Here is a 26,634-nt window from a genome sequence, read left to right as displayed (position 1 = left end):
CGTGTTGGGACAAAAGCGAGAAAAGTGCCGTACCTGCCTGCGCGAAGTGGTCGACCGATGCCGACATTAGCGGCGGCCCCTCAGCGCCAGCGGCCCGGGCTCACACCTGCGCGAAGCCCCCGTCGACGGTCAGCTCGATGCCGGTCACGAACGAACTGTCGTTGGACGCGAGGTAGAGCGCGGCCGCAGCGATATCGTTGGCTTGACCGTTCCTGTCCAGCGGCGTGTCGAGGGCAGTGTGCGCGAAAAAGGCATCGCTCTGCTCCTGGGACAGACCGGCATTTATGCCGACAGGCGTTTCGGTGTTGCCGGGGGCGAGCGCGTTTACGCGGATATGACGGGCTTTCAGATCCGAGGTGAGGGTCCGCGCGACGGAGCGGACCGCAGCCTTGGTGGCCGAGTAGACGCTGAAAGCCGGAGCGCCCTTCGAGCCCGACACGGACGACGTGAGAATGATCGAGGCGCCGTCGCGGAGCACCGGCAACAGCGTTTGCACGGTGAAGAATGTGCCCTTCAAATTGGTCGTGACGGTTCGATCGAACGCTTCTTCGCTCACTTCGCCGACCGGCGCGAACGTAGCGACGCCGGCATTGGCAAACAGGACGTCGGCGAAGCCGTAGGTCTTGGCGGCGTGGTCGCGAAGAGCAGCGAGATCTGCCATCTTCGTGATGTTGGCGAGGACCGGATCCAGGCCCCGCCCCAACGCCTGCGCGGCACGTCGAACCTTCTCGCCGTGCTGGTCCACCATCACGACTACTGCGCCCTCGGCCGCAAACCGCTTCGCGGTGGCAAGGCCGATGCCGCTTGCCGCACCTGTGACAACGGCTATCCGACCATCAAGTCTTCCCATGTCGGTTTCTCCTTTTCGTTCGTCCAGGGCCGACGATCATCTCGCCCCCTCGCAAGCAAATGGGATCGAACGCGCTCAGGCGGGATTGACGATTTCTCGACAGCGGCTGTGCGTTGGCGCACCGCCTGTTCCCAGGGGATGGTGTTCGCACTGGCTGCGAATGCCGCAGAATAGCCGATTGCCGAGGTATGGGAGCTGCAGCGAAACTAGAACTGTGGAGGTCGACGAAGAGGTTCGCACCATTCATGCTATTTAATACGTGTTTCAACACCGCACCTTGCGGTGCAAGGTTGCACCACATGATCGACTGGGACGACGTTCGCTACTTTCTTGTCATCTCGCGCGAAGGTTCGGTTCGGGCCGCCGCTGAGCGCCTCAAGGTAAACCACTCGACTGTGCTGCGACGCATTGCCCAACTGGAACAGCGCCTCGGCGCGTACCTGTTCGAGAAGCTACCCTCAGGCTATCGTCTCACGGATGCGGGTGAGGGAGTCCTCGAGTTCGCTGTCCTTGGCCACGGGTGTCGAGCTCCACTGGGACGCCGAAGCGCGACCAATCCGTGAATGGTGCGCCGATGCACAGCCGCTGTTGAGAAATCGTCAATCCCGGTTGAGGCTCCACGACCTTAGCTAAGCTCCAGGACGTACCGGCAATTCGCCGATCTGGAGATATGAAATGACTTACGCAATCATAGGCGCCGGGGCCGTCGGTCAGGCGCTCGCGAAAAGGTTCGCCCGCAAGGGTATCGAAGTGGCCATAGCAAGCACACGTGCGCCCAAGGCGCTCGCGCCGCTCGCAACGGCCATCGGAACCACGGTCATCCCCAGCTCCCTGAACGAAGCGCTCAAGGCCGACATTATCCTGCTGGCTGTTCCGTTCTGGGCGCACGGGGAGATTGCGAACACTGCCAAGGACTGGCGGGGCAAGATCATTATCGATGTGACGAACGCCTACGGCGTCTCACCAAACGATTTGGGCAGCCTCCCGTCTTCGGCCGTAATCGCCAAGGCGTTTGGCGCTGCCGCGCTTGTCAAGGCGTTCAACCACCTGCCTGCAGGCGTCCTTGCTCAGGAGCCCTCCATCGGCGGTGGCGGCGAGTGGTTTTTCTCTCCAGCGACAATGACAGCGCCCTTCCGGTGGTGCCCACGCTGGTCGAGCAACTCGGCTATGCACCGGTCAACCTTGGAAGGCTCGCAGAGGGTGGGCTGCTCATTCAGGCGCGAGGAAACACCTGGGCGCCTTTAATTTTCAAAGATCTCTTCAAGAAGCAGGCTTGAGCCATGTATGATCGTGTAAAATGGCCTGACCATTTCGACCCGAAGATTTCGTCGATCTACGCGCTCAATGACATTGACGTGAAAGCGCCGCCTGAAGTGGTGTGGGAGCTGCTGGTCGACGCCGAGAACTGGTCGAGCTACTTTCCTCCAGAGGATCAGGTCAAGATCCTGACCGGTGAACCTAAACTGGCGCTCGGAACCAGATTCAGTCGGGTGACGGTTGGATTTCCGATGAGCCTTGTCGTGACGGAGTGCGAGCCCGGCCACAGGCTCGCGTGGAAAACGGTGGTCGACGGCGACGAGACCGGCTCGACCGCCTATCACGGTTGGGTCATCACTCCCAAGGACACGGGTTGCCATGTGCTGACGGAAGAGACGCAGCAGGGCCCTTGGTTCCTCGACGTGCTCGGACACAAGCACCCCGGTGGGCTCTACCGCTATCATCAGCAGTGGGTCGAAGACCTTGCTCGCGCTGCCGAGGCGGAAGCGGCGAGGACGGCACGCTAATTCCGCATCTGCGTCTTCTTCGCTCGCGGCTGATTTTAGGGCCTCCGCCTTAGGAACATCCCCGCGATAAGAAGCGGTCACGTGCTTGCATGACACGCTCTCTATCGGCGAATGCCCGCTTCGCCAAGGCAGGCGCGCAAGTTGCGGATGTCACGGCTTTGGCACGAACTCGAGCAACGGCGCGTAGGGCGGCCCCACAAGCGGTGGATAGCGGCGGTAGGTGTTGTAGACCGCTCCGTCCTCCATCGCGAAGACGCTCCACCCTGCGCTCACCGACACGGCCGACTGGAGGTCCGGCGCATAGTCCTGCAGCCATCGCGGGGCCTCGCGGAGGGGAACAGCGCCAATACACCGAGCGACACGGAGAGTCTAAGCGACGAAGACTGGCATGGCCGAGGCAATTATCTTGCTGATGGTATCTTGCTGATGGGAGTAGACGAGGAGAGAGGAACCGCCCTCTCTCCCCGAGTTCTTACGGACGAACGCTGATGACTGTCTTTCCCGTGCGTCGCTCGGTTGAGTTGAAGGTGGCGACGGCATCATCCATGCTCGAGACCTTGCCGATGTTCGTCCGCAGTCGTCCATCCCGGATCCGCTGAACTATCTCCGAAAGCTGGGCTCGATCAGCCTCGACGACGAAGTCAACCGTCAGGCCATCTGCAGGTCGAATATCCGTTGGTCCGACGACTGTCACAAGCGTTCCTCCGGCCCGGACCAGCGTTGCGGACCGTTTCTGAATATTGCCGCCGATGACATCGAACACCAGATCGACACCGCCGACCTCTTCCAGGGTGTCATTCCCGAGATCGATGAATTCATTTGCACCGAAGTCGAGCGCCTTCTGGCGGTCGGCGGCGCGTCCGGTGCCGATGACATAAGCTCCGGCCTCCCTTGCAAGCTGCGCCACCATCGAACCGACGGCACCGGCCGCGCCATGCACGAGAACGCTCTGCCCCGCCCGAAGGCGGCCGTGCTGGAACAGTCCCTGCCACGCGGTCAGGCCGGAGATCGGCAAGCTTGCGCCAACCGTGAAGTCGACGTCGCCGGGCAGCGGTGCGAGATTGCGTGCCTCCATGGCGACATACTCCGCGAGCGTGCCGTCGCGATGCCAGTCGGCGAGGCCGAACACCCGCTGACCGATCGAAAGCCCCGTGGTGCCGTAGCCGAGGGCCGTGACCACACCGGCCAGCTCATGGCCGAGGATCGACGGCGTCCGGTCATGGAAGGCCCGATCGGCCCAGGTCGAAGGCCACTCCAGTTCGGTGTTGACGAATCCCGCCGCATGAACTTGTACGACGACATCGTTTATTGCCGCCTGCGGTTCGGGCCGCTGCCCCAGCTTCATTCCGGCCGTTCCTGCAGCCTGGTCCGTCACTACGATCGCTTTCATGGGAATTGTCTCCTCAGTGATTTGTTGGTTCGGGGTAAATTGCTGGCGTGGAAGGTCTTTTCGATCTCTCACGCAGTTAGACTAGGTCCCCATAAAGGTATGTCATCACGCCGAGCCGCAGCACGCCCTCGTCGCCGGTCGAGTAATACCGCTACGTCAGCGCCGCCGACAGGATTCCAATGACGGTCTCATCGGTATCGGCGAGCCGCGAATCCATGCTAAGCCGCCGCCCTGTACGAAAGGACGACATCTGTGAGCGAACTGACCGTGGCCGAGGCGACCGAAAGTATCTATGCCTCGCTCCGGGCGGGCAATGCCGACATCGACGCAGGTATCGCGACGCTCAAGGCAGCGCTCACACGAGAGGGGATAAAACAGGCGGTGTTCGATCCGACCAAGTTGGCGCAGAACAATCGCTCGGGCCGCAAGTTGATGCAGGCTTATTTTCGGCAGCGCGGAGTGAGCGTGAGGTTTTCGGACCAATAAAACCGAGCGCAGGCGATCTCAGGCGCGCCGTTGGGAGTGATGGGCCGATCCGGCGATTTGCCAACTGTAGTCGTGACTGCGCCGCTTAGCAGACATGAGACCATGCGGCGCTGCACGCTCACAGATGGACCCTCGCAATCCTGAAGCCGGAGGAACCAGCAAGAGCGCCGAGCAGCAGAGGCGCTCGGCCGAAGCGTCTCTCCAGCTGCCGTGCTTCAAACTATTGCAAGACGTTCAAATTTGACCTTCCGCATTCATGCTCTGTCGAGCGTATCTCTTAGAGGCGCTTAAACCTTCTGCGCCGTAGGTTTTTGTCGGCTGAATCGCCGTCAGCGACGATGACGACGAAATAGGAGAACGCAAATGGCTCGCAATCACGTTGAACGTCTTAGAGAATTCAGGGAAATTCTGGTCGCGACTCGACGCGAAGGAGTCCGTAACGTGCACCATACTCGCGACGCAATGCGGGCAAGTGGCTTTCAAATTGGCGACAGCGACGGCTCCAGCTACGGAGTCGAGCTGAAGGTCCTCCAAGAGGAAATCGAGGCAGTCGATCGCGCCATCGAAGACGAGAAGCGGTTGGCCTTGACACTCGAGAGCGCGGCCCAATCCCGCCGGCCGATTAAGCCGAGAGTCGTGAAAGGAACATAGAATCAGGTACGAATCGCTCCTGGTCGTTCGAACCTGTCCAGCGTCTTCGCGCGCGCCGGCATGGCCCACACGCCACGTTTGGAAGGCGCGACGCCGCTCCGTCGCACATCCTCTGTTTGTACCTGCACCGTGAAGCGCCAATGGGCTCGTAAAAAACAGGGACGTTGCGAATCCTCAATCAGTCCGCGGTCAGCACAACCTTGACACTTTGAGCGCGGTCGGCGCCAAGTCGGAAGGCATCGGGGGCGGAGGAAAGCGTGCGCTCCGCCGTCACCAGCTTTAGGACGTCCACCTCCCGCGACACAATGAGGTCGACTGCGCGACCGAACTCGCTGCCGAAACGGAAGGTGCCTTTGAGGTCGATCTCCTTGGCCATCACCGCATTGGCGGGCAGTGGGATCTGGCCACCGGGAAGATTGCCGACCTGGACCACCGTGCCGCCGCGCCGGACGCTGGCGATTGCCGCGGCAAGGCCTGCGGCAGTGCCTGAAATCTCGAACGCCACATCGAGCGAACCGCCGGCCGCGAGCGACTGGATCTCGGCGTCCCCGCTGGCAAGGTCGATCGTCCTGTCGGCGCCCAACCTGCGGGCGAAGGCGAGCGGCGCGGCGGCGATATCGACGACGGTCAGTTCAGCGCAGCCGGCAAGCCTGGCCGCGAGCATGGTCAAGAGGCCAATGGGACCGGCACCGAACAGGACGACGTTGCGGCCCCTGATGTCGCCGGCCCGCGCGACGGCGTGCAGGCTGACCGCCAGCGGTTCGGCAAGTGCGGCCGCCTGGTAGGCCACATCAGATGGAACCTTGAAACATTGCGCGGGCGTGACGTCGAACAGGCTGGCGAAGCCGCCCTGCATATGCGGCGTCTTCGATGCCGAGCCCATGAAGTAGATGTTTTCGCAGAGATTGGCGCGGCCTTCCAGGCATCGCGCGCAATGCCCGCACCAGCGTGACGGATTGACCGCGACGTGGTCGCCGACGCCCAAGCCGGGTGCCGCGCCGTTGATCTCGACGATTTCGCCGGAGATTTCATGGCCGAGGACAAGCGGCGAGGTCACAACGAAGTCGCCGGTGCGGGCATGGCGGAAATAATGCAGGTCGGAGCCGCAGATGCCCCCGGCCCCGAAGCGCACACGCACCATGCCTGGTGCCAGCGGTTCGAGCGGATGCTCCACGACGCGGAGGTCCTGCGGGCCGAATAGTGTCGCGGCGATCACCTGGCCACTCACCGGATCAAGCCCATCTCGGTCGGCAGCCAAAGCGTGATGGCGGGTATGAAGGTGATCAGAAGCAGCGCCACGATAAGCGGCACCAGCCACGGCAGGATCGCCATGGTGGTGCGCTCGACCGAGAGCTTGGCGACGCGTGACAGCACGAACAGCACCATGCCGAGCGGCGGGTGCAAAAGCCCGATCATCAGATTGAGCGTCATAATCAGCCCGAAATGCACCGGGTTGATGCCGTAGACGGCAGCGACCGGCAGCAGGATCGGCACCAGAATCGTGATCGCGGCGATCGTATCGAGGAAGCAGCCGACCACCAGCATCAGGATGTTCACCAGGATCAGGAAGACCCACTTGTTTTCGGTGAGCGCGAAAATGAAGTTCGAAAACAGCTGTGCCGCCTGGCTGACGGTAAGCAGCCAGGCGAAGATCGATGCGGCGGTGACGATGAAAAGCACCGAGGCGGTCGTCTCGATCGTGTCAAAGCTGGCCTTGGCAAGCAAGCGAAACGTCATCGTGCGGTAGCGCACCAGCCCGAGGAAAAGCGACCAGATCACAGCCGCCATTGCCGCCTCCGTCGGCGTGAACCAGCCCATCGTCATGCCGCCGATCAGGATGACCGGCGTCATCAGCGCCATGACCGCGGAGAAATCGAAATACCAGTCCGCGGCGATCAGCAGCAGCAGCGCGATGCCGACCGCGACGTTGATCGACAGGCCAAGCTGCACAAGCACGTAACAGCCAATCGGAAAGGCAGCCACCACCAGCACCTCGCCCGCCGCTTCGGCGAGCCGCCGAAGCTCGAAAGGCGTGTCGGAGCCCCAGCCGCGACTGTAGGCAAAGATGGCAACCGTAATCATCATCAGCATGGTCATGACCATGCCGGGCAGGATGCCGGCCATGAACAGCGCGCCGATCGAGACATTGGCCATCATGCCGTAGATGACGAAGGGCAGCGAGGGCGGAAAGATTGGGCCGAGCGTGGCAGAAGCGGCGGTGACGCCAACCGCGGCGTCGATCGGATAGCCATGGTCCTTCATCGCCTTGATCTCGATGGTGCCGATACCGGCGGCGTCGGCGAGCGCGGTACCCGACATGCCGGAAAAGATCACCGATCCGATGATGTTGACCTGCGCCAGGCCGCCCTTCATCCAGCCGACCAGGGCAAGGGCGAAGGAATAAATACGCCCGGTGACGCCGGCGATGTTCATGAGGTTGCCGGCCAGAATGAAGAAGGGCACGGCGAGCAGTGGAAAGCTCTCCACCCCGGCGATCATGCGCTGGGCTGCGATGATGTCGGGCGCAACGCCGTAGATGACGAGGTAAAGGATCGAGGCGGCCGCCATCGAAACAGCGACCGGCACGCCGATGAGCATCAGGACAAGAAAGCCCCCGACCAGAAGCAGCATCGCTCAGACCCCCGCCGTCTCGAACGCACCAGGACGCTCGAGCACCGAATAGCCGCGCCGGTAATTGCCGATAAAGACCTGGATCGAGCGAAGAAGCATCAGCACGAAGCCGGCCAGTACGGCGTAGAAGAACCAGCGCCGCGGCAGGTTGACGGTGACCATGCGCTCATGCGCCACGATCGTGACGTAGCGCCACATCAGCCAGGATCCGTAGGCGAAGAATGCGATGCGGATGATATCGACGGCGAGGGCCAGCCAGCGGCCGACGCGCTCCGGCAGATAGTGGTAAAGCACGTCGACGTGGATGTGGCGCGAAAGGCGCACGCACATGGCGGCGCCGAGAAAGACAACGACGACGAGCGCGTTGATGGCGATCTCCTCGGTCCACGCAAAGCTGTTGTTCAGCGCATAACGGGTGAAGAACTGCAGGAAGACACAGACGACCATGCCCCAGAACACGGCAAGCGTGACCCAGTCCTCGATGCCGTGGTCCGACAGGTCGACGCGTATCGGCACTTCCTCGAAGGCATGCGCAATCTCTTCGACGGTGATCTCGGTGTGGTGTTCCTCGGCCATTGGCGCGCACTCCCGAAGCTGTTGGATCGTCAAGGATTGGAAGGCCGTCCGGCGCAATTTGAGGCCGGACGGATGGGCGGGTTAAAGCGGCGAATCCGATTGCCGCTCTATCCTCTTGATAGAGCATCCAGTTTCCGATGCTCTACTTGATAGCGCGGATCGCTTCCCAATCGGCCTTGTTGTACCCGAACTCCTCGAAGGTGACCTTCTCCAACACATTCTTCTCGAAGTCGGCACGGTCGACATCCGTTACGGTGATGCCGCGGTCCTTGAATACCTGCACCAGTTCCTTTTCGCGGGCGACGATCTTCGCCGTGGCGCGGGCGGCAGCCTCCTGCATCACCTCGGTAAAGATCTTCTTGTCCTCGTCGGACAGCGAGGCCCAGCGCGACGCCGATATGATGGTGTTGAGATGATCGACGATATGGCCAGTTAGCACGATATTCTTCTGCACCTCGTAGAATTTCTTCGCCTCGATGGTGGTCAGCGGGTTCTCCTGGGCCTCGACCGTGCCGTTCTGCAGAGCCAGATAGACCTCGGCGAAGGCAATCGGCGCCGTGTTGGCCCCGCAGGCACGCGGCATGGCCAGATAGGCCGGCACGTCGGGGACGCGCATCTTCAAGCCCTGCATGTCGGAGCACTTGGCGATCGGCCGGTTCGAGGTGGTCTGCCGCGTCCCGTAATAAGTGGTGGCGACGATGTGATTGCCGGTCTTGTCCTCATAGCCCTTGGTCAGGGCCTTGTAGACGTCACTTTTGGTGTATTTCAGCAGATGGTCGGCATCGCGGAAAGTGTACGGGAAATAGGTGACGCCGATCGGTGGATATTCGCGCGCCGCGAAGCTCGATCCGGAAATGATGATATCGACGGTGCCGAGCATCAGGCCCTGGTTGATGTCGGCTTCCTTGCCAAGCTGCGAGGCCGGATAGACGTCGATGGCGTAGCGGCCCTGGGTGCGCTTCTTGATTTCGTCGGCAGCCCACACGGATTCGGTGTGGAAGGGCTCCGTCGTCTCGTAGACATGTGCCCATTTCAGGACCGTTTCCGCCGAGGCCGACGCCATGGGTAAGGCAATTGCGGCGATCGCACCGAGCAGAACTGCGTATTTTCTCAGCATCTAATTCCTCCCTGGTTGAATTTGACGGCCGGATCTCCCCCAGGCCAACTGCTATTCCGCAACCTCCTTGGCTGCGGCTCTCTCATCGAAATTGCGTGAGAATCTGATTTGCGACTGGCGCAGATGCTGCTGCATGGCGGCCTTGGCCCGCTCGGGGTCGCGCGCGGCAATTGCATCGCGCACGGCACGATGTTCCCTTGCCGCGACCTGCCAGGAATCGCTGGTCTCGAAATAGATCGACAGGCGTTCGAAGTACGGGTTCATGCGCTGGTCGAAAAGCTCGCCGATGAAGCGCACCAGCACCGCGTTCTCGAGAATGCCGGCGACCGCGGTATGGAATTCCCGGTCGAGCGCAATGGTCATCTTGTTGGGGTGACGCATGGCCTCCATCCGGCGCAGCACGTCGTCGAGTCGTTCGATATCTGCAGGCCGGACATGGAGGGCCGCTTCGGCGGCGATCGCGCCTTCGACGAATTCGCGCGCGCGCAACAGCTCGAACGGGCCTTCCTCGACTTCGGGTTCGGAGGCGGCGGCGCTCGGCGGATCGGTGACGTAGATACCCGAGCCGACGCGGATGCGTATGCGGCCTTCGACCTCCAACGCTATCAGCGCTTCACGGACCGTCGGGCGGGAAATTCCGAGCTGGTCGGCCAGATCCCGCTCGGTCGGCAGACGGTCGCCGACGGAAAACTCGCCGGCATCGATCAACTGCCTGAGCTGATCGGCGACCTGTCGGTATAGCCGGCGAGGTTCAACAGCCTGGATCGGCATGCGCGTCTAATTCCCCTCCCCGGCCGCCCTGGTACATTGGTCTGACCCATTGACCGCAGCCTAAACTGACGACCAAGAGAGTCAAGCTGGATAAACAGACAGACGAAGAAGGCGCCCTGCCCCATCTAGCCGGTGCACGTATGTGGCGGGGCCCGCGCAGCGGAAGGCGGCGCATTGCGACGCATTGCATGCGTCAGCGTCGTCCTCCTCGAATGACCAGGACGTTTCCGGCGGCGACGAGGACGAGCCCGATGATCGCGTACGCAGTCCAGGCATAGCCTTCCAGCGCCGTGGAGATCAAAAGCGCAAAGACGGGAAATATGACGGTCGCATAGCCGGCGCGGGCGCCGCCAATGCGTCCGAGCAGCGTCAGGTAGGCGGCGAAAGCCACGACCGTCGATATGACGGCGAGGAAGACCAGCGAGCCGATATAAGAGGCGGTCGTCGCGAACACGAACCGCTCACCTAGCAGGAAGGCCAGGAACGCCGACCAGCAAGTGCCATAAAGCATGCCCCAGGCGCTCGTTGAAACGAGCGGCAGTCCGCGGCGCTGGTTTGCGACGGAGACGAGATTGCCGGTGCAGAAGCTCAGGGTGCCGCAGAGGCACAGAAGAAGGCCCACCAACGTGCCGCCGGAAAGCCCGTTGGCAGCGATTTCGGGGAAGAACATCAGCGCTATGCCGGCGAAGCCGATGACGCCGCCGGCGAGAATGCGCGGCGCCGGGCGCTCGCCGATGACCAAGGCACCGAGCAGCATGTTGATGACCGAGGCGAGCGAGAAGACGACCGAGAGCAAGCCGCTGACGAGATAGCCGGCGCCATAATAGAAAACAGGAAGTTCGACGAGAAGATGAGGATGCCAAGCACAGCAAAGCGCAAATGATCGGTGATCGGAAAGCCGAGCCGCCGACCGGAAAAAGCCGCCCAGGCAAACATCAGCAGCGTGGCGATGGCGAAGCGCCAGACCAGATTGACCTCGTTCGACATGCCGCTGCCGACCTGAAGTTCGATCGCGAACCACGATGCGCTCCACGCAATGACCGTCAGCGCGTAAAGCCCGTAGTCGACGGGTTCGAAGGGGCGGTCGCGCGTCGTCATGCGCATTTCCGCATTAGCCGGTTCCGCGGCGCCGTTTGGTTCTCTTGTTACTGACATGCTGGCGAGCCTCTTCTGCTCACAAGACGCTTATGGGCCGACTGTCCGCCTTCGCCGCTTCTGAACCCAGAAGACGAGACCGAGCAACAGCAGGGCTGGAATCGCGAACCAGTAACGCGACGGCCGCTCCGCGGGCACTAGCACCTGGTTGATTTCGTCGCCGGGCTGCAGGCCGAATTTGGCCGCCTGGCTGCCCAGTCGCACGACGCCGACCGTCACGCTGTCGCCGAGCGCGCTGACGTCCAGCCCCACAGCCTTCAGGCGTTCGGCCGATGAATTTGCGGGCCCGAGTTGTAGCCGAACCAGCTTCGATATCTCATCGCCGTTGAGCTTCAGTGTCGTCAGGCGCAGGCGAACCGCTCCGCCTTCGGCTGTCTTGTCGACGATACGGCTGAGTTCGGAGGCAGGCACTGCCCGATCAGGTTCGCTCACCTGATCGAGCAACAATCCCGGTCTGAACAAGATGAAACAGGCCAGAAGCAACGCAATCGTCTCGTACCAGCGGTTGCGCACGAGCATCCAATTCTGCGTCGCTGCTACAAACGAGACCATGGCCAGCGTCGATGTCACGACCATCGCAACGAAGTCGAATGGCCCTTCGAGATCGATCATCAGCAGTCCGGTGTTGAAGATGAAGATGAACGGCAAGAGGCCGGTACGGATCTCGTACTTGAAACCCTGAATCCCGGTCTTCACCGGATCGGCGCCTGAAATTGCCGCAGCAGCATAAGCCGCCAGCCCCACCGGCGGCGTCACGTCCGCCATCAGCCCGAAATAGAAAACGAACATGTGGACGGCGACCAGCGGCACGGCAAGATCGTTCTGCGCCGCCAAATCGACGATGACCGGCGCCATCAAGGTGGCGACGACGACATAGCTCGCGGTGGTCGGCATGCCCATGCCGAGAATGATGCAGATCACCGCGGTGAACAAAAGCATGACGATGAAGCTGCCGCCCGAGATGAATTCGACGAGCTCGGTCATCACCAGCCCGATGCCGGTGAGCAGAACCGTGCCGACGATGATGCCGGCCGTCGCAGTGGCAATGCCGACCGTCGTCATGTTGCGCGCAGCGGCGGACAGGCCACCGACCAGATCGTCGAAACCGTGAAGCCAATGCCGTGCCAGCGCTCGGTCCTTGCGGAAAAAGGCGGTGAGCGGCCGTTGCGTGACGATCAGCGCCATCAGGGCGACAACGCCCCAGAATGCCGAGAGGCCCGGCGACAGCTCCTCCACCATCAGGCACCAGATCAGCAGGATCACCGGCAGCAGAAAATGCAATCCGGTGCGCGCCGTCTCGCCGAAGTGCGGAATCCTGACGATCTCGCCCTCCAGATCCTCGAGCGGCAGGTCGGGATAGCGCGCCCGGTAGGCGACAAGGCCGATGTAAACGGCGATCAGCGCGGTAGTGATCATCCAGGTCGCGGCCGCGCCGAAAACGGTCTTCGTCCAGCCAATGCCGTAATAGACAAGCCCTGCGAGGACGATGAAGCCGCATATGCCCATCAGCCCGCGCAGCGCACCCTGAAATGCGGAGTGCGTGCGGCGTGACGGCAGGCCCTTCATCCCTGTCTTCATCGCCTCGATATCGACGATGTAGAACAACGATCCATAGGTCAGCAGCGCCGGATAGAAGGCGTGCTTGACTACCTCGGCATAGGAGATGCCGCCGTATTCCGCGATCAGGAACGCGGCGGCGCCCATCACAGGAGGCATCAGCTGACCATTGACGCCGGCCGCGCATTCGATGGCGCCCGCCTTCACCGCAGAATATCCGACCCGCCGCATCAGCGGGATAGTGAAGGTTCCGGTGGTCACGACATTGGCGATCGAAGAGCCGGAAATCATGCCGGTCAGGCCGGAAGCCACGACACCGGCCTTAGCCGGACCGCCGCGGTATTTGCCGAGCAGCGAGAAGGCAAGCTGGATGAAAAAGCCGCCGGCGCCGGCGCGCTCCAGCAATGTTCCGAACAAAACGAACATGAAGACGACATTGGTGGACACACCGAGGGCGACACCGAACACCCCCTCGGACGTCAGCCACATCTGCGAGGCTGCGCGCGATAACGTCGCGCCCTTGTGGCCGAGCAGGCCAGGAAGGTGAGGCCCGGCGAAAATATAGATCAGCATGATCGCCGCGATGACAGTGATGGCAGGCCCGACGGCGCGACGGGCGGCCTCGAGCAGGATGAGGACGCCGGCGATAGATATGACCAGGTCAGCGGTAGTGGGAAGCCCCGGCCGGTGGGCGATATCGCTGTAAAAGACCAGCAGATAGAGGGCGGACGCCGCCCCGGCGATGCCTAGCACCCAGTCGGGTAGCGGCACGCGGCTGCGCGATGAGGTCTTGAAGGCGGGAAACGTCAGCATCGCCAGAAACAGGGCGAAGGCCAGATGGATGGAGCGGGCGATGCCGTCGCTGACAACGCCGAAATTGAGCATGAACGGAAGGGGCGAGGCATACCAAAGCTGGAACAGCGACCATGCAAGCGATACGCCGAGGATCAGCTTCGCGGTGCGGCCGGTCGGCTTGCGCCCACCGGTGTCGGCTTCCGCGACGATCTCGCTGAGCTTGTCGATGTCGATAACGGGTTGGTCAGGCGCTGCCGCCCGCTGGCTTTGATCTGTCATCGTTCCCCACATTTATTTGCGATGCGAGGCGCCCTTGGCGCCTCGCATTGAAAGCCTCAGAGCCAGCCCTTCTCCTTGTAATAGCGCTCCGCGCCCGGATGCATTGGCGCCGACAGACCGGTCTTGATCATCTCCTTGGGATCGAGATTGGCGAAAGCCGGATGCAGTTTCTTGAAGTCGTCGAAATTTTCGAAGACCGACTTCACCAGCTCGTAGACCACCTCATCGGGCGTGCTGGCATTCGTCACCACGGTGGCGCGGACGCCGAATGTCTTCACGTCGTCCGGGTTGTTGGCGTACATGCCACCCTTGATGGTGGCGACCGAATAGTACGGATGAGCTGCCAACAGCGCGTCCACTGCCGGACCGGTCAGCGGGATGAGCTTGGCGCCGCAGGCCGTGGTCGGATCCTGGATCGCGGCGGAAGGATGACCAACGCCGTAGAAGAAACCGTCGATCTTGTTGTCGCACAGCGCGCTGCCCTGCTCGTCCGCCTTCAGCTCCGCGGCAAGCGAGAAATCGCCGAGCGTCCAGCCCATCTGCTTCAGCAACTCCTCCATCGACGAGCGGGTGCCTGACCCGGGATTGCCGACGTTGAAGCGTTTGCCTTTGAAGTCCTCGAATTTGGGACGCCGGCATCGGGCCGCGCCAGCACGGTAAACGGCTCGGGATGGACGGAGAAGACGGCCCGCAGATCCTTGAACGGCTTGCCTTCGAAATTTCCGGTCCCCTCATAGGCCTGGTACTGGACGTCCGATTGGGTCAAGCCGAAATCGAGATCGCCGGTCTGGATGGAGTTGACGTTGAAGACCGAACCGCCGGTCGACTCCGTCGAGCATCGGATGCCGGTTTTCTGCCGGTCCTTGTTCATCAGCCGGCAAATGGCGCCGCCGACGGCATAGTAGACGCCGGTGACCCCGCCGGTGCCGACCGTGACGAAGCGCTGCTCGGCTCCGACGGACGGCAGCGCCAGCAGCATGCAAGCCGCCGCGCCGATCAGGATTCTCATCGAACTGTACATGGTTGCTACCTCTCTGGTGGGTGTCCCGGCCCATCGCCGATGACGCGTTGGAACTGATTGAGGCGGTCCGCGTCGTGCGGGTCAGGCCGCTGAAGCGATCGCAGCGTCGATCGCCTCACCGAGCCGTTCGACGATCCGATCGATATCCTGTCTGGAAATGATGAAAGGCGGCGCCACAAGCACATGAACGCCCCGCACACCGTCAATCGTCCCGGCCATCGGATAAATCATCAGGCCGCGGGCCATTGCTTCGCGCTTGATGCGAGCGTTGAGTTCAAATCTCTGGTCGAACGGTTCCTTGCTGGCGCGATCGACCACCAGCTCGATTCCCCTGAACAGACCTCGTCCGCGAATGTCGCCGACGTGATGGTGGTTATCAAAGCGCTGGTGCAGGCGTTCGTCGAGCTGCGCGCCCATTGCGCTGACGTTGTCGAGCAGGCGGTCGCGCCGGATGACCTCCTGCACGGCAAGGCCGGCCGCCGCCGCCATTGGATGCCCCATATAGGTATGTCCATGCTGGAAGAAGCCCGAGCCCTGGGCAAAGGCGTCGAAGATATGCCGGCCAAGCAGCACCGCGCCGATCGGCTGGTAGCCACCGCCGAGCCCCTTGGCGATGGTCAGCAGGTCGGGAGCGATGCCGTCCTGCTCGCACGCATGCAGCGTGCCGGTACGGCCCATGCCGCACATCACTTCGTCGAGAATGAGCAGCACGCCGTAGCGGTCGCAGATCGCGCGAATGTGCTTGAAATAATCGGGGACCGACGGCACGGCGCCGAGCGTGGCACCCACCACCGGCTCGGCGACAAAGGCGATGACCTCGTCCGGGCCGAGTTCAAGGATCTTGTCTTCGAGCTGCTGGGCGGCGCGCGCCGCATAGGCTTCGTCGCTTTCGCCATGCTTTTGATAGCGATAGGCGTAACAGGGGTCGATATGGTGGGTCTCGATCAGCAACGGCCTGAACTGGGCGCGCCGCCATTCGTTGCCGCCGGTGGCGAGAGCGCCGAGCGTATTGCCGTGATAGCTCTGCCGGCGTGCGATGAAATGGCGCCGTTGCGGCTCCCCTTTCTCGACGAAATACTGCCTGGCCATCTTGAGCGCGGCCTCGACCGCCTCCGAGCCGCCGCTGACCAGATAGACGTGGTCCAACCCTTTCGGCGCGTCCTCGACCAGCCGATCCGCCAAGCGCTCCGCCACCTCGGTGGTGAAGAAGCTGGTGTGTGCGTAGGCGATGCGGTCAAGCTGGGCGTGCAGCGCGGCGATCACGTCGGGATGACCGTGGCCGAGACAGGACACGGCAGCGCCGCCCGACGCGTCGATATAGGACTTGCCCTCGGCATCGAACAGTTCGATGCCTTGGCCGCGAGCGGCGACCGGCAGCGTCGAGTGGATGGTTCGATGAAGAATGTGTGTCATCGACGGTCCCTCATGGGCATTTTCTTCGGCGGACGCTGGTTCAGATGGGTCTTGAGGGCGGCGCCCTGCTCATCGAAACGTCGCAGCGACTCAACAGCGCCCTCGCCTGCCTGCCCTGCGACAAGAGCACCCAGGACCTCAGCAACGATGAAAGCTGGCGTCATGGTGTGGAAAAAGGACGGGCTGCCGGTCGGCACGACGACCAGGTGATCGGCAAGCAGCGCCAAGGGCGCTACCCCGCTGTCGGTGATCGCAATGACCGGTACGCCGCGGCCGGCAGCGTACTCGACAAGCTCGATGGTGAAGCGCGTGTAGGGCAGGACGCTGGCGGCGATCAGCACGTCGTCCCTGGTCGCATGGGCCAGAGCGTCGCCATCGGTTCCGCCGATGCCGTGCAGCAGCACCGATTTCTCGCCGATCAGCGACAGGATGTAATGCAGATGCCAGGCCACTGCGTGGCTCGAGCGCAGGCCGAGGCAATAGACGCGCCTTGCCGCACTCAGCGCCCTGGCCGTCTCGACCAGACGGTCGATCGACCTGCGTTCGGCGAGATGGGCAAGCTGGCTGGAAATCGAATCCAGAATATCGGCCGCCAGCGCGTGGTCGCCCTTGAGCTTTTGGCTGGCGACCTGAAGGCCCGCCTTGCCGGCGAAACCGATTTCGCCGTCCCGGATCGCGGCGGCGTAGATATCGCGTACCGCCTCGTAGCCATCAAGGCCGAGATGCTGGGCCAGCCGCGTCATCGTCGCCGGCTGCACTCCTGCGTGCCGGGCCTGCTCGCGCATGGACAACAGCGCGACATCATACGGCTTATCAAGGACATAGCGCGCAGCGGACCGAAGCTGCGCCGACATGCCGTCGAAGGCAGTGACGATCTGTCCAGCAAGCTCTTCCTGGTCCATGGATATTGCTAGCTCGCCAGACCAGCGATTGCAACGTCTGTTTCAGTGTGATCAAAGATTGATTCATATGAATCTTGTCGCTTACAGAACGTTCCCATGAAGCCGGCCCATGGTGTCGACCGCATCGCCATAGCCGTCGCCCCGAACGGGGGACGTCGCAGCAAGGCCGACCATCCGGCGATTCCGCTGACACCAGCCGAACTTGCGAGGACGGCCGCGGAATGCGCCGATGCCGGTGCGGCTATGATCCACGTTCATGTCCGCGACCGAAGCGGCAATCATCTGCTCGACGCCGACGCCTACCGCCAGGCGATCGCCGCCATCCGCGGTGCTGCCGGCGACCGCTTGGTAATCCAGATCACCTCCGAAGCACTCGGTATCTATTCGCCGGCCCAACAGATGGCCGTCGTACAAGATGTGAAGCCGCAAGCTGTCTCCCTGGCGCTTCGCGAAATCGTTCCTGATGCCGGATCGGAACTCGCCTTCGTGCGCTTCATGGCCTGGCTGCACACCGAGGGGGTTGCGCCACAGATCATCCTCTATTCGCCCGAGGAGGCCGTCAGGCTTTCGGACATGCAGCAGCGCGGACTGATCCCCTGGGCAAGCATACCGGTTCTCTACGTGCTGGGCCGCTACACGCCGGGACAGACGTCCGTTCCTGCCGATCTCTTGCCATTCCTCGCGGCGAACATGCCGCGCTTCGACCATTGGGGCGTCTGCGCCTTCGGCCGCAACGAAGCGGCGTGCGCGACCGCCGCCGCATTGCTTGGGGGCCATGTCCGGGTCGGCTTCGAAAACAACCTTTTCCTTCCGAACGGCAGCATAGCCTCGTCCAACGCCGAGGCGGTAGCGACGGTCGCACGCATACTCGCCGACTGCGGAGTCAGGCTCGCCTCGGCCGCCGAGTTGGCGGCTCAATGGAACGCGCCGTTTCGTTCCATATGACAAACCAAAGCCTGTTTTCGGCGGCAAGCTCGCATAAGGCATAGAGAGGCGGCTGCAATGTCATCGCCACGGAAGAACGACATGTCCCCGCCCGCGGCGGCGATTGCAACAACAGTGCCGGTCGTTGTAACCATTCCGGCCGCTTGATTTTGGAGGAGACGCAGCATGGACCGATTCACCGGCGGGTGCCTGTGCGGGAACGTCCGAATTGTCGCTTCGGGACGCCCATACCGGGTCGGCCTTTGTCACTGTCTCGACTGCCGCAAGCATCATGGAGCCCTTTTTCACGCTTCCGCGATATTTCCCGAAGATGCGGTGACGATCGACGGCGAAACACGCGACTATGCCGGGCGGTTTTTCTGTCCCCGCTGCGGCTCGACCGTTTTCGCCCGCACCGCCGACGAAGTCGAAGTGAACCTCGGATCCCTGGACGCGCCTGACCAACTGATGCCAACTTACGAAAGCTGGATCATCCGTCGCGAGTCCTGGTTGCCGCCGTTTCCGCTCACGAGACGATACGAGCGCGATCGTGACGCCACGGGTCGCTTTGAGGAATAGGTCGCACGAACCGTGCGACGGCGCCGGCGCGTCACTCCGGAAGGCCGGCCTTACGGAAGCCGTCAACGAAATGCTCAAGCGTCGCAGCGTCGCGGAATGGCTCCGTCGCCGCCCAGTGGCGGGTTGTGAAATGCGGGTTGCCGACGAGAAACAGTTCGACCTCTGCGCGCGCCTCGTCGAGCCGGCCGAGTTGGGCAAGGCTTGCCGCCAGGAAACGGCGAGAGCTTGTACGATAGGTCTCGTCCCTGCGCAGTGTCTTGATAGCGGATTCGTATTCGCCGGCTGCATATTGCGCTTGGCCGAGCGCGAGATAATACCAACTTGCCGGAAACGGATTCAGCCGGAACGCCTTGCGAATGTGCTCAAGACCCTCCTCGACCCGTCCGGCCAGGACCGCGATGTCGGACAATGCCGCCCAGGCATCGGCCTCGTTCGGGTCAAGCTCGATCGCCTTGGCGAATTCCGCATCCGCCTCGGCGAAGCTGCGCTCGTAGGCAAGCAGGTAAGCCAAAACCCAGCGGCAGCCGGCATCGTTGGGGTCGATCGCCACGGCTTTGCGCGCGAGTTCCAAAGCAGCGCTACGGGATGTTTCGGTTGGTCCGCCGGAATGCACCCATCCCATCCAGTGGTTCATGGCAAGCCAGCGATAGGCCTCGGCATATTCCGGATCGAGCGAAACCGCGCGGGTGAGCATCAGATGCGCTTCCTGCGCCGTCTGCGGCGAATCATCCATCAGCTTGCGCGCTCGCACGCAGAGATCGTAGGCCTCGAGATTTTGGGGCCGATTGCGCGGCGGCGGTGCACGCAGCCGGCCGAGTAACGCCTCGACGATCTTGCCGGTAACCTCGTCCTGAACGGCAAAAATATCTTCCAGGCTGCGATCGAAGCGTTCCGCCCATACATGATCGCCACTCACCGCGTCGACCAGTTGTGCGTTGATGCGCACGTGCCCTGCGGCGCGCCTTGCGCTACCCTCCAGCAGGTAGCGCACGCCAAGGTCCTCAGCGATCCCGCGCACGTCCATCGCCTTTCCTTTGTAGGCAAAGGCCGAGTTGCGTGCGATGACGAACAGGCCGGAGATCCTGGATAAGTCGGTGATCAGGTCTTCGGTCAACCCATCCGCGAAGGATTCCTGCTCGGGATCGTTGCTGACATTGACGAAGGGCAGCACGGCTATCGATGGTTTGTCGGGCAGCGGCAAAGGTTTTCGCTTCGCGACGCCGAGCTGTTCGACGGCTCCCGTGAAGCGGTAGCCGACGCGCGGAACCGTGGCGATCCATTCACCGCCGTCGGCGGCCGGGCCAAGCAGCTTCCGCAGCAGCGCGATCTGGACGGTTAGGTTGCCTTCCTCGACGGCTGTACCCGGCCACGCCGCGTCCATCAACTCAGCCTTTTCAAGGATTTCGCCGGACCGTCCGACGAGCGCCGCAAGCAGCTTTAGCCCGCGGTAGCTAACGGCAACGGGGACATCGTTCCGAATAAGCGTTCCCGCACCCGGATCAAGCACGAACGGACCAAAGGCAAAGCGCGATCCCTGCATACGGCGCATCTATAGCCCGTTTGCAAGTTTTGAGAACTATTTGGGAGAGCTTAATTACGGCGCGGTTCGTATCCTGCAGAATTCAGCCTCTTTCAGGTCGAGGGCCCCACACTCCCAAAATCGTATGGGCCCCCTCAAACCATATGGAGGTTGCCATGAACGATATTCCCACCTTTGCCTCGGCCCCGCTTGAGGCAACGCGGCCGGCGGAAGCATCGCCTCGGCGCTACAGCCTGGCGACGCTGCGAAGCATTATCGCGGCCTGGCGCGAGCCGACACGCTTTCGCTGGGATCTCAAGCGATTGGCGCAGACCAATCCCCATCTGATCGACGATATCGGTCTGACGAGGCGACAGGCCGAGGAAGAGATCGCCAAGCTGCCCTTCTGGCAGCGATAGGCGGATGCTGCAACAACACCGGATCACCAACGACCAGCGGCTGATTGCAGATGAAGACGAAGCCGCCGCCCCGAAATGATGATCACAGGCTAGTGGTCGCGGCGACAATCAACCCGCCCAAGACGGCAACATTGGTGAAGCCGGTACGAAGCGCTTCGCGTTCATCGCCGCTGTAGGCCAGAAGTTGAGCGCCATGAACGACGCCGTAATGGTGAATACGGCCAAGGCCGCGGCGGGAAAGGGTCCACCAAGGCCGTTGCGAGGCAAACGATCCGGCCGCGAGAAGAGGCTTGGGAGCAGGAAGCCCCGCCCGGCCAGGGACGCTGCAATCGCCCGGAATCTGAGGACATGCTCGGCGCCCTCCCAAATCAAGACGCCGCCGAGCAAAACCAACCCGAGGTGGGAGGAACGCGATCATTCATTGCTGCCATCTTCGGTGTAAACCGCTAGCTCGTAACCGTCCGGGTCCGCGAAATGAAAGCGCCGGCCATCGGGGAACCCATAAATCGGCCTGACGATCTTGCCCCCCGCTTCCTCGACACGCTTGACCGTTCCCGGCAGATCATCGGCATAGAGAATGACGAGCGGGCCTCCTCCGGACCTCGCTGGGCCAGCAGCAAAGCCACCTGACAAGCGCCCGTCGTTGAACTCGCAATATTGCGGGCCGTAGTCGGTGAAGGTCCAGCCGAACGCCTTTCCGTAGAAGTCGCGTGACCGCTGAATGTCTTTCACGTTGAATTCGACGTAGTCGATCCGTTGGTCGTTTTTGTTGCTCATGACGCATACCTCTCATGTGATGTACGACGCCGAAAGATAAGCACGCATCTCGCTTGCCTTATTGAACAGAACGGCCATTGACGTATGAGCCGCACACTGGCGATGCACGTCGCATCGCCCCCCAACTGCCCTCTTCGTTCCGGCCGGAAGAAAACAACCGATTCTTGCAACCGTTCTCGATTGGAAGACGTTGTCTCGAGCGACGGCCGGGCGCAGCCGCTGCGCCGTAGGTTCACCGCCGCTAATCCGAAGGGGAGCGAGATGAGCGATCCCGTCCCAGCGCAGGCAACGGGTTCATTTCAGCAACGTCCAGCGTCGGCGCGGCTTCGCGGGAGCTTTGCTTCGGTGTGGGTGCATCGAATGGACCCGGCGGGCTCACCGCCAATCGTCATCATGCCCGACACAACGATCGATTTGCAATGGATCGGAGGCAGCTTCCGAATTGCCGGCCCTGACAAGGAACCGCAGACCGAGGTTCTAGCGGCGGACGAGGTCGTGATCGGCTTGCGCTTCCATCCTGCCGCGGCGGCGGCATGGCTCGGCGTGCCGCAAATCGAGCTGGTCGGCAAGAGGCTGTCGCTCGACGATCTGTGGGGGGCGCGAGCTCGCCGCCTCGCCAGCCGCGTGCGCGCCAGCGACAGTCTCGAGGATCTGGCCTGCTCGCTCCAACAGGTCGTCGCCGAGGAGGTGCCCGCGCCCGCGACCGACGTTCCCATGCAGGCGGCATATCGTTTGATCGAGCGCGGGCCGCCACCCGACGCGCCGCTCGTCCCTTGGTTGATGCGCGCGCTCGAGATGAGCGAAAGGACGTTGCGCCGGCGCTTCGACACGAGCTTCGGCTATGGCCCCAAGACGCTTGACCGTATCCTCCGCTACCAGCGCTTTCTGCGGCTTTCGAGCCGCTCCAGCAGCTCCACCGCCATGCTGGCGGCCGAAGCGGGCTATTCCGACCAGGCGCATCTTGTCCGCGAGAGCCGCCGCCTGACGGGAAGCACCCCGCGACGGATTCATCATCTTCTGCACAGCGAGTGAAACCTCGGCGCGTTCTTCGACCAGAGGAGACTGCTATGAAACCGCACATTCGGTTTTGACTATCGCTGTCGCCGACCTTGGCGGCCAGCACAACCCCGAGGGGCTGACTATGTTGCTCTATCCAGATTCGCCTCGCCTGCATGACGCATCATGCGGCGAAAGCTCATTGAGATGTGCGCCCGCCTTATGTGCCCTATGGACTCCCAGTCACCGATCTCGGCGGCGGCAAGGACCTCTTCCATTTCGCGGCGGAACGCGGTGAACTCCTCGACAAGGCCCAACTGCGGCATCATCTTCAGGACGACGCGCGCGACCTGAAAATACAGGCGCTCGCTGATCTCGCGCAGCGGCTGGTTGCCGGTCATCGCCGTGAGCTCGTAGAAAAAATCCATGTTGAGGCGCAGGAAAGCGCGCTGGTCGGGATTGAGTATATCGGCATCGCAACGCGCGATGAGCGCCCGTATCCGGTCGAGTTCGTCCGCCGTGCGCGGGATCGGCGAAAGCTTGCCGACGAGGAGCGCCAGCTCCAGGCGCAAATGATAGACCTGCTGCAATTCCTCGATATCGACATCGGTGACGATCGTGCCGACGCCGTGGACGGATTGAACCAGACCCTCGGATTCGAGACGCGCCAGGACACGCCGGACCGGCGTGCGGCTGATCTCGAATTCCTGGGCAAGTTCTTCCTCGGACAGATGGCTTCCCGGCGCATAATCGAGCAGGCAGATGCGGTCGCGCAGTATCCGGTAAATGCGTTCAAATCGCTCCCGGGCCGAGAGCGGACGTGGCGGCGCGGCGGTCACGGCTGTGGGCGTGGCATCTGTCTCAAGCGTCATCCAGCCTCCAGGACAGCGTGCAGGAACTGCCGTGTCCGCTCGTTCTTGGGGGTGCCGAACAACTCGCCTGGCGGCCCTTGCTCGCAGATCTTGCCCGCGTGGAAAAAGCAGACACGATCGGAGAATTCCTTGGCAAATCCCATCTGGTGGGTGACCATCAGCATGGTGAGGTCATGCTCCTTACCAAGTTTTCGGATGACTTCAAGCACTTCGCCGACGAGTTCGGGGTCCAGGGCCGAGGTCACCTCGTCGAACAGCATGATCTTGGGCCGCATGGCGCAAGCGCGTGCGATGGCGACACGCTGCTGCTGACCACCGGAGAGCTGCGAGGGATAGTGGTCCTTCTTATCCGATAAGCCGACCATGTCGAGCAGTTCGGCGGCACGCGCCTCCGCATCGGCCCGCTTCATGCCGAGCACGGTTATCGGTGCCTCGATGCAGTTCTGCATCGCCGTCATGTGCGGGAACAGGTTGAACGACTGGAACACCATGCCGATCTTGGCGCGGATCCTGCGGATGTGGGCGAGATCGGCGGGAACAAGTTTGCCGTTCCTCTCCATATGGGTCAGCGGCTCGCCTTCAACCCAGATGACACCGTCATTGATCGTCTCCAGCGTCATCAGCATGCGCAGCACCGTCGTCTTGCCGGAGCCGGACGGGCCGATGATGGAGACCTTTTCGCCGCGTGCTATTTCCAGATTAAGCCCGTCGAGAACGGTTAACGTGCCGTAGCGTTTCGATACATTGTCGAAGCGAACCATCGGTTGTTCCGTCATCGCATGGTCCTCCGGTTGAGCAGGCCTTCGAGGGAGCGAATGAGCGCAGCAGAAACCAGGCTCATGGCAAGGAAAAACAGACCGACCAGCGTCATCGGCTCGGTGTAGCGGAAGGTTTCGGAGCCAATGATCTTGGCCGTCTGCATCAGCTCCAGCACGGCGATTGCGGACAGCAATGGCGTCTCCTTGAACAAGGCAACCAGATAGTTGCCGAGCGCCGGAACGATCGGCGGAATCGCCTGCGGAATGATGATGTCGCGGAACGTTGTCCAAGCCGAAAGATTAAGTGCGATCGAGGCTTCCCACTGGCCGCGAGGGATGTTGTCGAAACCGGCGCGATAGACCTCAGAGCAATAGGCGGCATAGTGGATGCCGATGGCCAGCACCCCGGCGGTGAAGGCGTCGAGCACGACACCGAATTTCGGAAAGACGAAATAGAGAAAGAATATCTGGATAAGCAGCGGGGTCGAACGGATCAGTTCGACCAGCACCGAAATTGTCCAGCCGGTCCACGGCACGGCGATACGGACGACGGCCAGCACCAGGCCAAGCGAGGCGGCAAGTGCAAAGCCGATCAGCGTCGCCTCGATGGAGACGATGGCCGCGCGGGCGAGCACCGGCAGGATTTCAAAAGCAAATGCCCAGTCCCAAATCATGCTGCCTTGCCTCGCGCCAGTCCGATCGATGCCCGCCTTTCGAGAAGCCGCATGCCGATGGTGAGAACCAGCGACATTGCCAGGTACATCAAAAGGACAAGTGTGAAGATCGGAATGGTCTTGAACGTATTCTGGTTCATTTGCTGCGCCTTGAAGGCGAGGTCGGAAAGCGTGATCAGCGAGACCAGCGCTGTCGATTTCAGAAGCTCAATGAACAGATTGCCCCAGGGCGGGATCATCGCCACAAAGGCCTGCGGCAGGATGATCCGGCGCAACATCTGTGGCCGGCTCATGTTCAATGCCGTACATGCCTCCCACTGGCCGCGAGCGACCGAAAGGATCGCACCACGCACGACCTCCGACCCGTAGGCACCGACGTTCAGGCCGAGTGCCAGGACTGCCACCACGAAAGCATTGATCGTGACGCCGAATTGCGGCAGCACGAAAAACAGCCAGAACAATTGTACCAATGCCGACGTTCCGCGGAAGATCTCGACATAGACCGTGGCCAGCCATCTGAGCGGCGCCGGGCCATACATCCGTGCAAGTGCTGCAAGCACGCCCATGACGATTGCGAGCAGGCTGCCGAGGACGGCGATCTCGATTGTCAGGACCGCGCCTTGCAGCAGCCCCGGCATGAACACTCGATAGCTTTCCTGTGTTGCCAACGCGCCGATCACGACGAGCGCGATGACCAGCATGGCAACGAGCGTACGGATACCCATGCGATTACCCCGGGGAAAAAGGGCGGCGCTTTCGCGCCGCCAGCAGTTGGGAACCTACTTGCCCGCGCAAAGCTCCGCGGTGGTCTTGTTGGGGAGGTAGTCCTTGCCGAAGCCGAGCGGCTCGACCAGCGCGATATGCTCCGGCGAACCGATGAACTTCTTCAGCTCGGCGTTGAACGCCTCCAGCAGATCTGTATCTTCCTTGCGGAAGCCGAAGCCGCCATGGCCTTTCACCGATTTGCCGGCAACCTCGCCGAAGGGCTTGGTCGATTCGACGCCGTCGGCTTTCTTGGCCATGTCGGCGATCGAAAGAGCGGTCAGCGCAGCAGCGTCGGCGCGGCCCGACTGGACGGCCGCGACCAGGCTGGACTGGTCGGGCAAGGCGACGATCTGCCCATCGGCGACGCCCGCGTCCTTGGCGTAACCGCCTTCGACCGCGCCGGCCATCACGGCGAGCTTGAGATCCGGATTTTCCTTGAAGCTGGAAAAGTCCTTCACGCCTTTCGGATTGCCTTTTGCGACCAGCATGGCCTGACCGATGCCGTAGGACGGCTCGGAGAAATTGATCTCGGCGCAGCGCTTCGGGTTGATGAACATGCCGGCGGCGATGATGTCGAAGCGGCCGGCCTTGAGACCCGGGATGAGCGAACCGAATTCGGTCAGCACACCGTCAACCTGCGGGATGCCCATCTTGGCGAGCACCGCCTTGGCGACTTCAGGAGCCTCGCCGGTCAGCTTGCCGTCAGGCGTGGCGTAACCGAACGGCGCCTCGTTGGCGAAACCGACGCGGATGTAGCCGTCCTTCTTGGCCCGTTCGAGGGTGGTTTCGGCGTGAGCGGATAGCGGCGTCAATGACGTCGCGGCGAGCGCGATGCAGGCAGCCGCTTTCACGACCATGCGGCGCGATATTGATGAATTGAGCATGCTTTTCTCCCATTGGACAACTGTGGATGGTTCCCAGGGCGCGGCCTTCTTCGAGGTCGACGCCTGCTTGATAAGACGTATACAACTGC

26 protein-coding genes and 3 pseudogenes are annotated in these 26,634 nt (G+C 62.1%); 9 read left to right on the top strand and 20 right to left on the bottom strand.

Annotated features, from left to right (window positions below):
- Window positions 1-100 precede the first annotated feature (100 nt).
- Window positions 101-850, bottom strand: a complete 750-nt coding sequence (locus NKJ13_RS05665; protein WP_352777290.1) for an SDR family oxidoreductase — start codon at window positions 848-850, stop codon at window positions 101-103.
- A gap of 299 nt (window positions 851-1,149) precedes the next feature.
- On the opposite strand from NKJ13_RS05665, the pseudogene NKJ13_RS05660 reads away from it, so the two are divergent.
- From NKJ13_RS05660 to NKJ13_RS05650, 3 genes and pseudogenes are all read left to right on the top strand, one after another.
- Window positions 1,150-1,356: pseudogene (locus NKJ13_RS05660) on the top strand (LysR family transcriptional regulator); the annotation flags it as partial.
- Between the two features lie 169 nt (window positions 1,357-1,525).
- Window positions 1,526-2,127 (top strand): annotated as a pseudogene (locus NKJ13_RS05655) (NADPH-dependent F420 reductase).
- 3 nt (window positions 2,128-2,130) lie between these two features.
- Entirely contained in the window at window positions 2,131-2,634 is a 504-nt protein-coding gene (locus tag NKJ13_RS05650; RefSeq protein ID WP_352750972.1) for an SRPBCC domain-containing protein, read from the top strand.
- 472 nt (window positions 2,635-3,106) lie between these two features.
- On the opposite strand, the gene NKJ13_RS05645 is transcribed toward NKJ13_RS05650, so the two are convergent.
- Window positions 3,107-4,024 carry an NADP-dependent oxidoreductase gene (locus NKJ13_RS05645; protein WP_352689896.1) on the bottom strand — a complete coding sequence of 306 codons (918 nt, stop codon included), beginning with the start codon at window positions 4,022-4,024 and terminating at the stop codon, window positions 3,107-3,109.
- Window positions 4,025-4,276: 252 nt separating this feature from the next.
- Here NKJ13_RS05645 and NKJ13_RS05640 point away from each other — a divergent pair, with 252 nt between their 5' ends.
- Both NKJ13_RS05640 and NKJ13_RS05635 read left to right on the top strand, forming a co-directional pair.
- On the top strand, window positions 4,277-4,510 hold the full coding sequence (locus NKJ13_RS05640; protein ID WP_352507602.1) for a hypothetical protein: 234 nt from the start codon (window positions 4,277-4,279) through the stop codon (window positions 4,508-4,510).
- Window positions 4,511-4,873: 363 nt separating this feature from the next.
- Window positions 4,874-5,161, top strand: coding sequence for a hypothetical protein (locus NKJ13_RS05635; RefSeq protein ID WP_254818635.1), 288 nt, complete (start codon window positions 4,874-4,876; stop codon window positions 5,159-5,161).
- Window positions 5,162-5,339: 178 nt separating this feature from the next.
- Here NKJ13_RS05635 and NKJ13_RS05630 read toward each other — a convergent pair whose 3' ends face one another.
- The 11 genes and pseudogenes from NKJ13_RS05630 to NKJ13_RS05580 all read right to left on the bottom strand — a co-directional run bounded on the left by NKJ13_RS05630 (window position 5,340) and on the right by NKJ13_RS05580 (window position 17,378).
- A complete protein-coding gene (locus tag NKJ13_RS05630; RefSeq protein ID WP_352777288.1) occupies window positions 5,340-6,389 on the bottom strand; it encodes an L-idonate 5-dehydrogenase in 1,050 nt (349 codons plus the stop codon).
- Complete coding sequence (locus NKJ13_RS05625) at window positions 6,386-7,792, bottom strand: TRAP transporter large permease (protein WP_352777286.1); 1,407 nt, start codon at window positions 7,790-7,792, stop codon at window positions 6,386-6,388. Before NKJ13_RS05625 ends, NKJ13_RS05630 begins: the two co-directional genes overlap by 4 nt.
- Window positions 7,793-7,795: 3 nt before the next feature.
- Complete coding sequence (locus NKJ13_RS05620; RefSeq protein WP_352508693.1) at window positions 7,796-8,368, bottom strand: TRAP transporter small permease; 573 nt, start codon at window positions 8,366-8,368, stop codon at window positions 7,796-7,798.
- A 142-nt stretch (window positions 8,369-8,510) separates the two neighbouring features.
- Window positions 8,511-9,485 (bottom strand): sialic acid TRAP transporter substrate-binding protein SiaP, encoded by a 975-nt coding sequence (locus NKJ13_RS05615; RefSeq protein ID WP_502899786.1) that lies wholly within the window; start codon window positions 9,483-9,485, stop codon window positions 8,511-8,513.
- Window positions 9,486-9,536: 51 nt separating this feature from the next.
- Entirely contained in the window at window positions 9,537-10,256 is a 720-nt protein-coding gene (locus NKJ13_RS05610; protein WP_254818542.1) for a FadR/GntR family transcriptional regulator, read from the bottom strand.
- A 193-nt stretch (window positions 10,257-10,449) separates the two neighbouring features.
- Entirely contained in the window at window positions 10,450-11,013 is a 564-nt protein-coding gene (locus NKJ13_RS05605; protein WP_352508692.1) for a DMT family transporter, read from the bottom strand.
- Window positions 10,932-11,354: a DMT family transporter gene (locus tag NKJ13_RS05600; RefSeq protein WP_352508691.1), complete on the bottom strand. Its 423-nt coding sequence runs from the start codon at window positions 11,352-11,354 to the stop codon at window positions 10,932-10,934. Before NKJ13_RS05600 ends, NKJ13_RS05605 begins: the two co-directional genes overlap by 82 nt.
- An 87-nt stretch (window positions 11,355-11,441) precedes the next feature.
- On the bottom strand, window positions 11,442-14,042 hold the full coding sequence (locus tag NKJ13_RS05595) for a TRAP transporter permease (RefSeq protein WP_352777283.1): 2,601 nt from the start codon (window positions 14,040-14,042) through the stop codon (window positions 11,442-11,444).
- 56 nt (window positions 14,043-14,098) lie between these two features.
- Window positions 14,099-15,051, bottom strand: a pseudogene (locus NKJ13_RS05590) (TAXI family TRAP transporter solute-binding subunit).
- A 93-nt stretch (window positions 15,052-15,144) separates the two neighbouring features.
- The gene (locus NKJ13_RS05585; protein ID WP_352777281.1) at window positions 15,145-16,476 is read right to left on the bottom strand and encodes an aspartate aminotransferase family protein; all 1,332 of its coding nucleotides are present in this window, start codon (window positions 16,474-16,476) and stop codon (window positions 15,145-15,147) included.
- Window positions 16,473-17,378 (bottom strand): MurR/RpiR family transcriptional regulator, encoded by a 906-nt coding sequence (locus tag NKJ13_RS05580; protein ID WP_352508688.1) that lies wholly within the window; start codon window positions 17,376-17,378, stop codon window positions 16,473-16,475. Before NKJ13_RS05580 ends, NKJ13_RS05585 begins: the two co-directional genes overlap by 4 nt.
- A gap of 96 nt (window positions 17,379-17,474) precedes the next feature.
- On the opposite strand from NKJ13_RS05580, the gene NKJ13_RS05575 reads away from it, so the two are divergent.
- Window positions 17,475-18,323, top strand: coding sequence for a beta-keto acid cleavage family enzyme (locus tag NKJ13_RS05575; RefSeq protein ID WP_352508687.1), 849 nt, complete (start codon window positions 17,475-17,477; stop codon window positions 18,321-18,323).
- A gap of 165 nt (window positions 18,324-18,488) precedes the next feature.
- Window positions 18,489-18,881: a GFA family protein gene (locus tag NKJ13_RS05570; protein ID WP_352508686.1), complete on the top strand. Its 393-nt coding sequence runs from the start codon at window positions 18,489-18,491 to the stop codon at window positions 18,879-18,881.
- Between the two features lie 31 nt (window positions 18,882-18,912).
- On the opposite strand, the gene NKJ13_RS05565 is transcribed toward NKJ13_RS05570, so the two are convergent.
- Window positions 18,913-20,421 (bottom strand): winged helix-turn-helix domain-containing tetratricopeptide repeat protein, encoded by a 1,509-nt coding sequence (locus NKJ13_RS05565; protein WP_352777431.1) that lies wholly within the window; start codon window positions 20,419-20,421, stop codon window positions 18,913-18,915.
- A gap of 155 nt (window positions 20,422-20,576) precedes the next feature.
- Between NKJ13_RS05565 and NKJ13_RS05560 the strand changes: the two genes are divergently transcribed.
- Complete coding sequence (locus tag NKJ13_RS05560; protein ID WP_352476747.1) at window positions 20,577-20,819, top strand: DUF1127 domain-containing protein; 243 nt, start codon at window positions 20,577-20,579, stop codon at window positions 20,817-20,819.
- 414 nt (window positions 20,820-21,233) lie between these two features.
- Here NKJ13_RS05560 and NKJ13_RS05555 read toward each other — a convergent pair whose 3' ends face one another.
- On the bottom strand, window positions 21,234-21,596 hold the full coding sequence (locus tag NKJ13_RS05555) for a VOC family protein (RefSeq protein ID WP_352508685.1): 363 nt from the start codon (window positions 21,594-21,596) through the stop codon (window positions 21,234-21,236).
- A gap of 261 nt (window positions 21,597-21,857) precedes the next feature.
- Between NKJ13_RS05555 and NKJ13_RS05550 the strand changes: the two genes are divergently transcribed.
- Window positions 21,858-22,628, top strand: coding sequence for a helix-turn-helix domain-containing protein (locus NKJ13_RS05550; protein WP_502899793.1), 771 nt, complete (start codon window positions 21,858-21,860; stop codon window positions 22,626-22,628).
- 107 nt (window positions 22,629-22,735) lie between these two features.
- On the opposite strand, the gene NKJ13_RS05545 is transcribed toward NKJ13_RS05550, so the two are convergent.
- The 5 genes from NKJ13_RS05545 to ehuB are packed head-to-tail and all read right to left on the bottom strand — an operon-like array spanning window position 22,736 to window position 26,545.
- On the bottom strand, window positions 22,736-23,464 hold the full coding sequence (locus NKJ13_RS05545) for a GntR family transcriptional regulator (RefSeq protein WP_352777278.1): 729 nt from the start codon (window positions 23,462-23,464) through the stop codon (window positions 22,736-22,738).
- Window positions 23,461-24,240, bottom strand: a complete 780-nt coding sequence (gene ehuA / locus NKJ13_RS05540; RefSeq protein ID WP_352777276.1) for an ectoine/hydroxyectoine ABC transporter ATP-binding protein EhuA — start codon at window positions 24,238-24,240, stop codon at window positions 23,461-23,463. Before ehuA ends, NKJ13_RS05545 begins: the two co-directional genes overlap by 4 nt.
- Complete coding sequence (ehuD, locus tag NKJ13_RS05535) at window positions 24,237-24,896, bottom strand: ectoine/hydroxyectoine ABC transporter permease subunit EhuD (protein ID WP_254818530.1); 660 nt, start codon at window positions 24,894-24,896, stop codon at window positions 24,237-24,239. Before ehuD ends, ehuA begins: the two co-directional genes overlap by 4 nt.
- Window positions 24,893-25,621 (bottom strand): ectoine/hydroxyectoine ABC transporter permease subunit EhuC, encoded by a 729-nt coding sequence (gene ehuC / locus NKJ13_RS05530; RefSeq protein WP_254818529.1) that lies wholly within the window; start codon window positions 25,619-25,621, stop codon window positions 24,893-24,895. The genes ehuD and ehuC overlap by 4 nt, the downstream gene beginning before the upstream one ends.
- Window positions 25,622-25,675: 54 nt before the next feature.
- Window positions 25,676-26,545, bottom strand: a complete 870-nt coding sequence (ehuB, locus tag NKJ13_RS05525; protein ID WP_254818528.1) for an ectoine/hydroxyectoine ABC transporter substrate-binding protein EhuB — start codon at window positions 26,543-26,545, stop codon at window positions 25,676-25,678.
- Window positions 26,546-26,634 lie beyond the last annotated feature (89 nt).

This window comes from Mesorhizobium sp. M0174 (assembly GCF_040322275.1).
Classification (GTDB): Bacteria; Pseudomonadota; Alphaproteobacteria; order Rhizobiales; family Rhizobiaceae; genus Mesorhizobium.
Note: the sequence above shows the minus strand (reverse complement) of the source record. Positions and strands in the feature narration are given on the sequence as shown.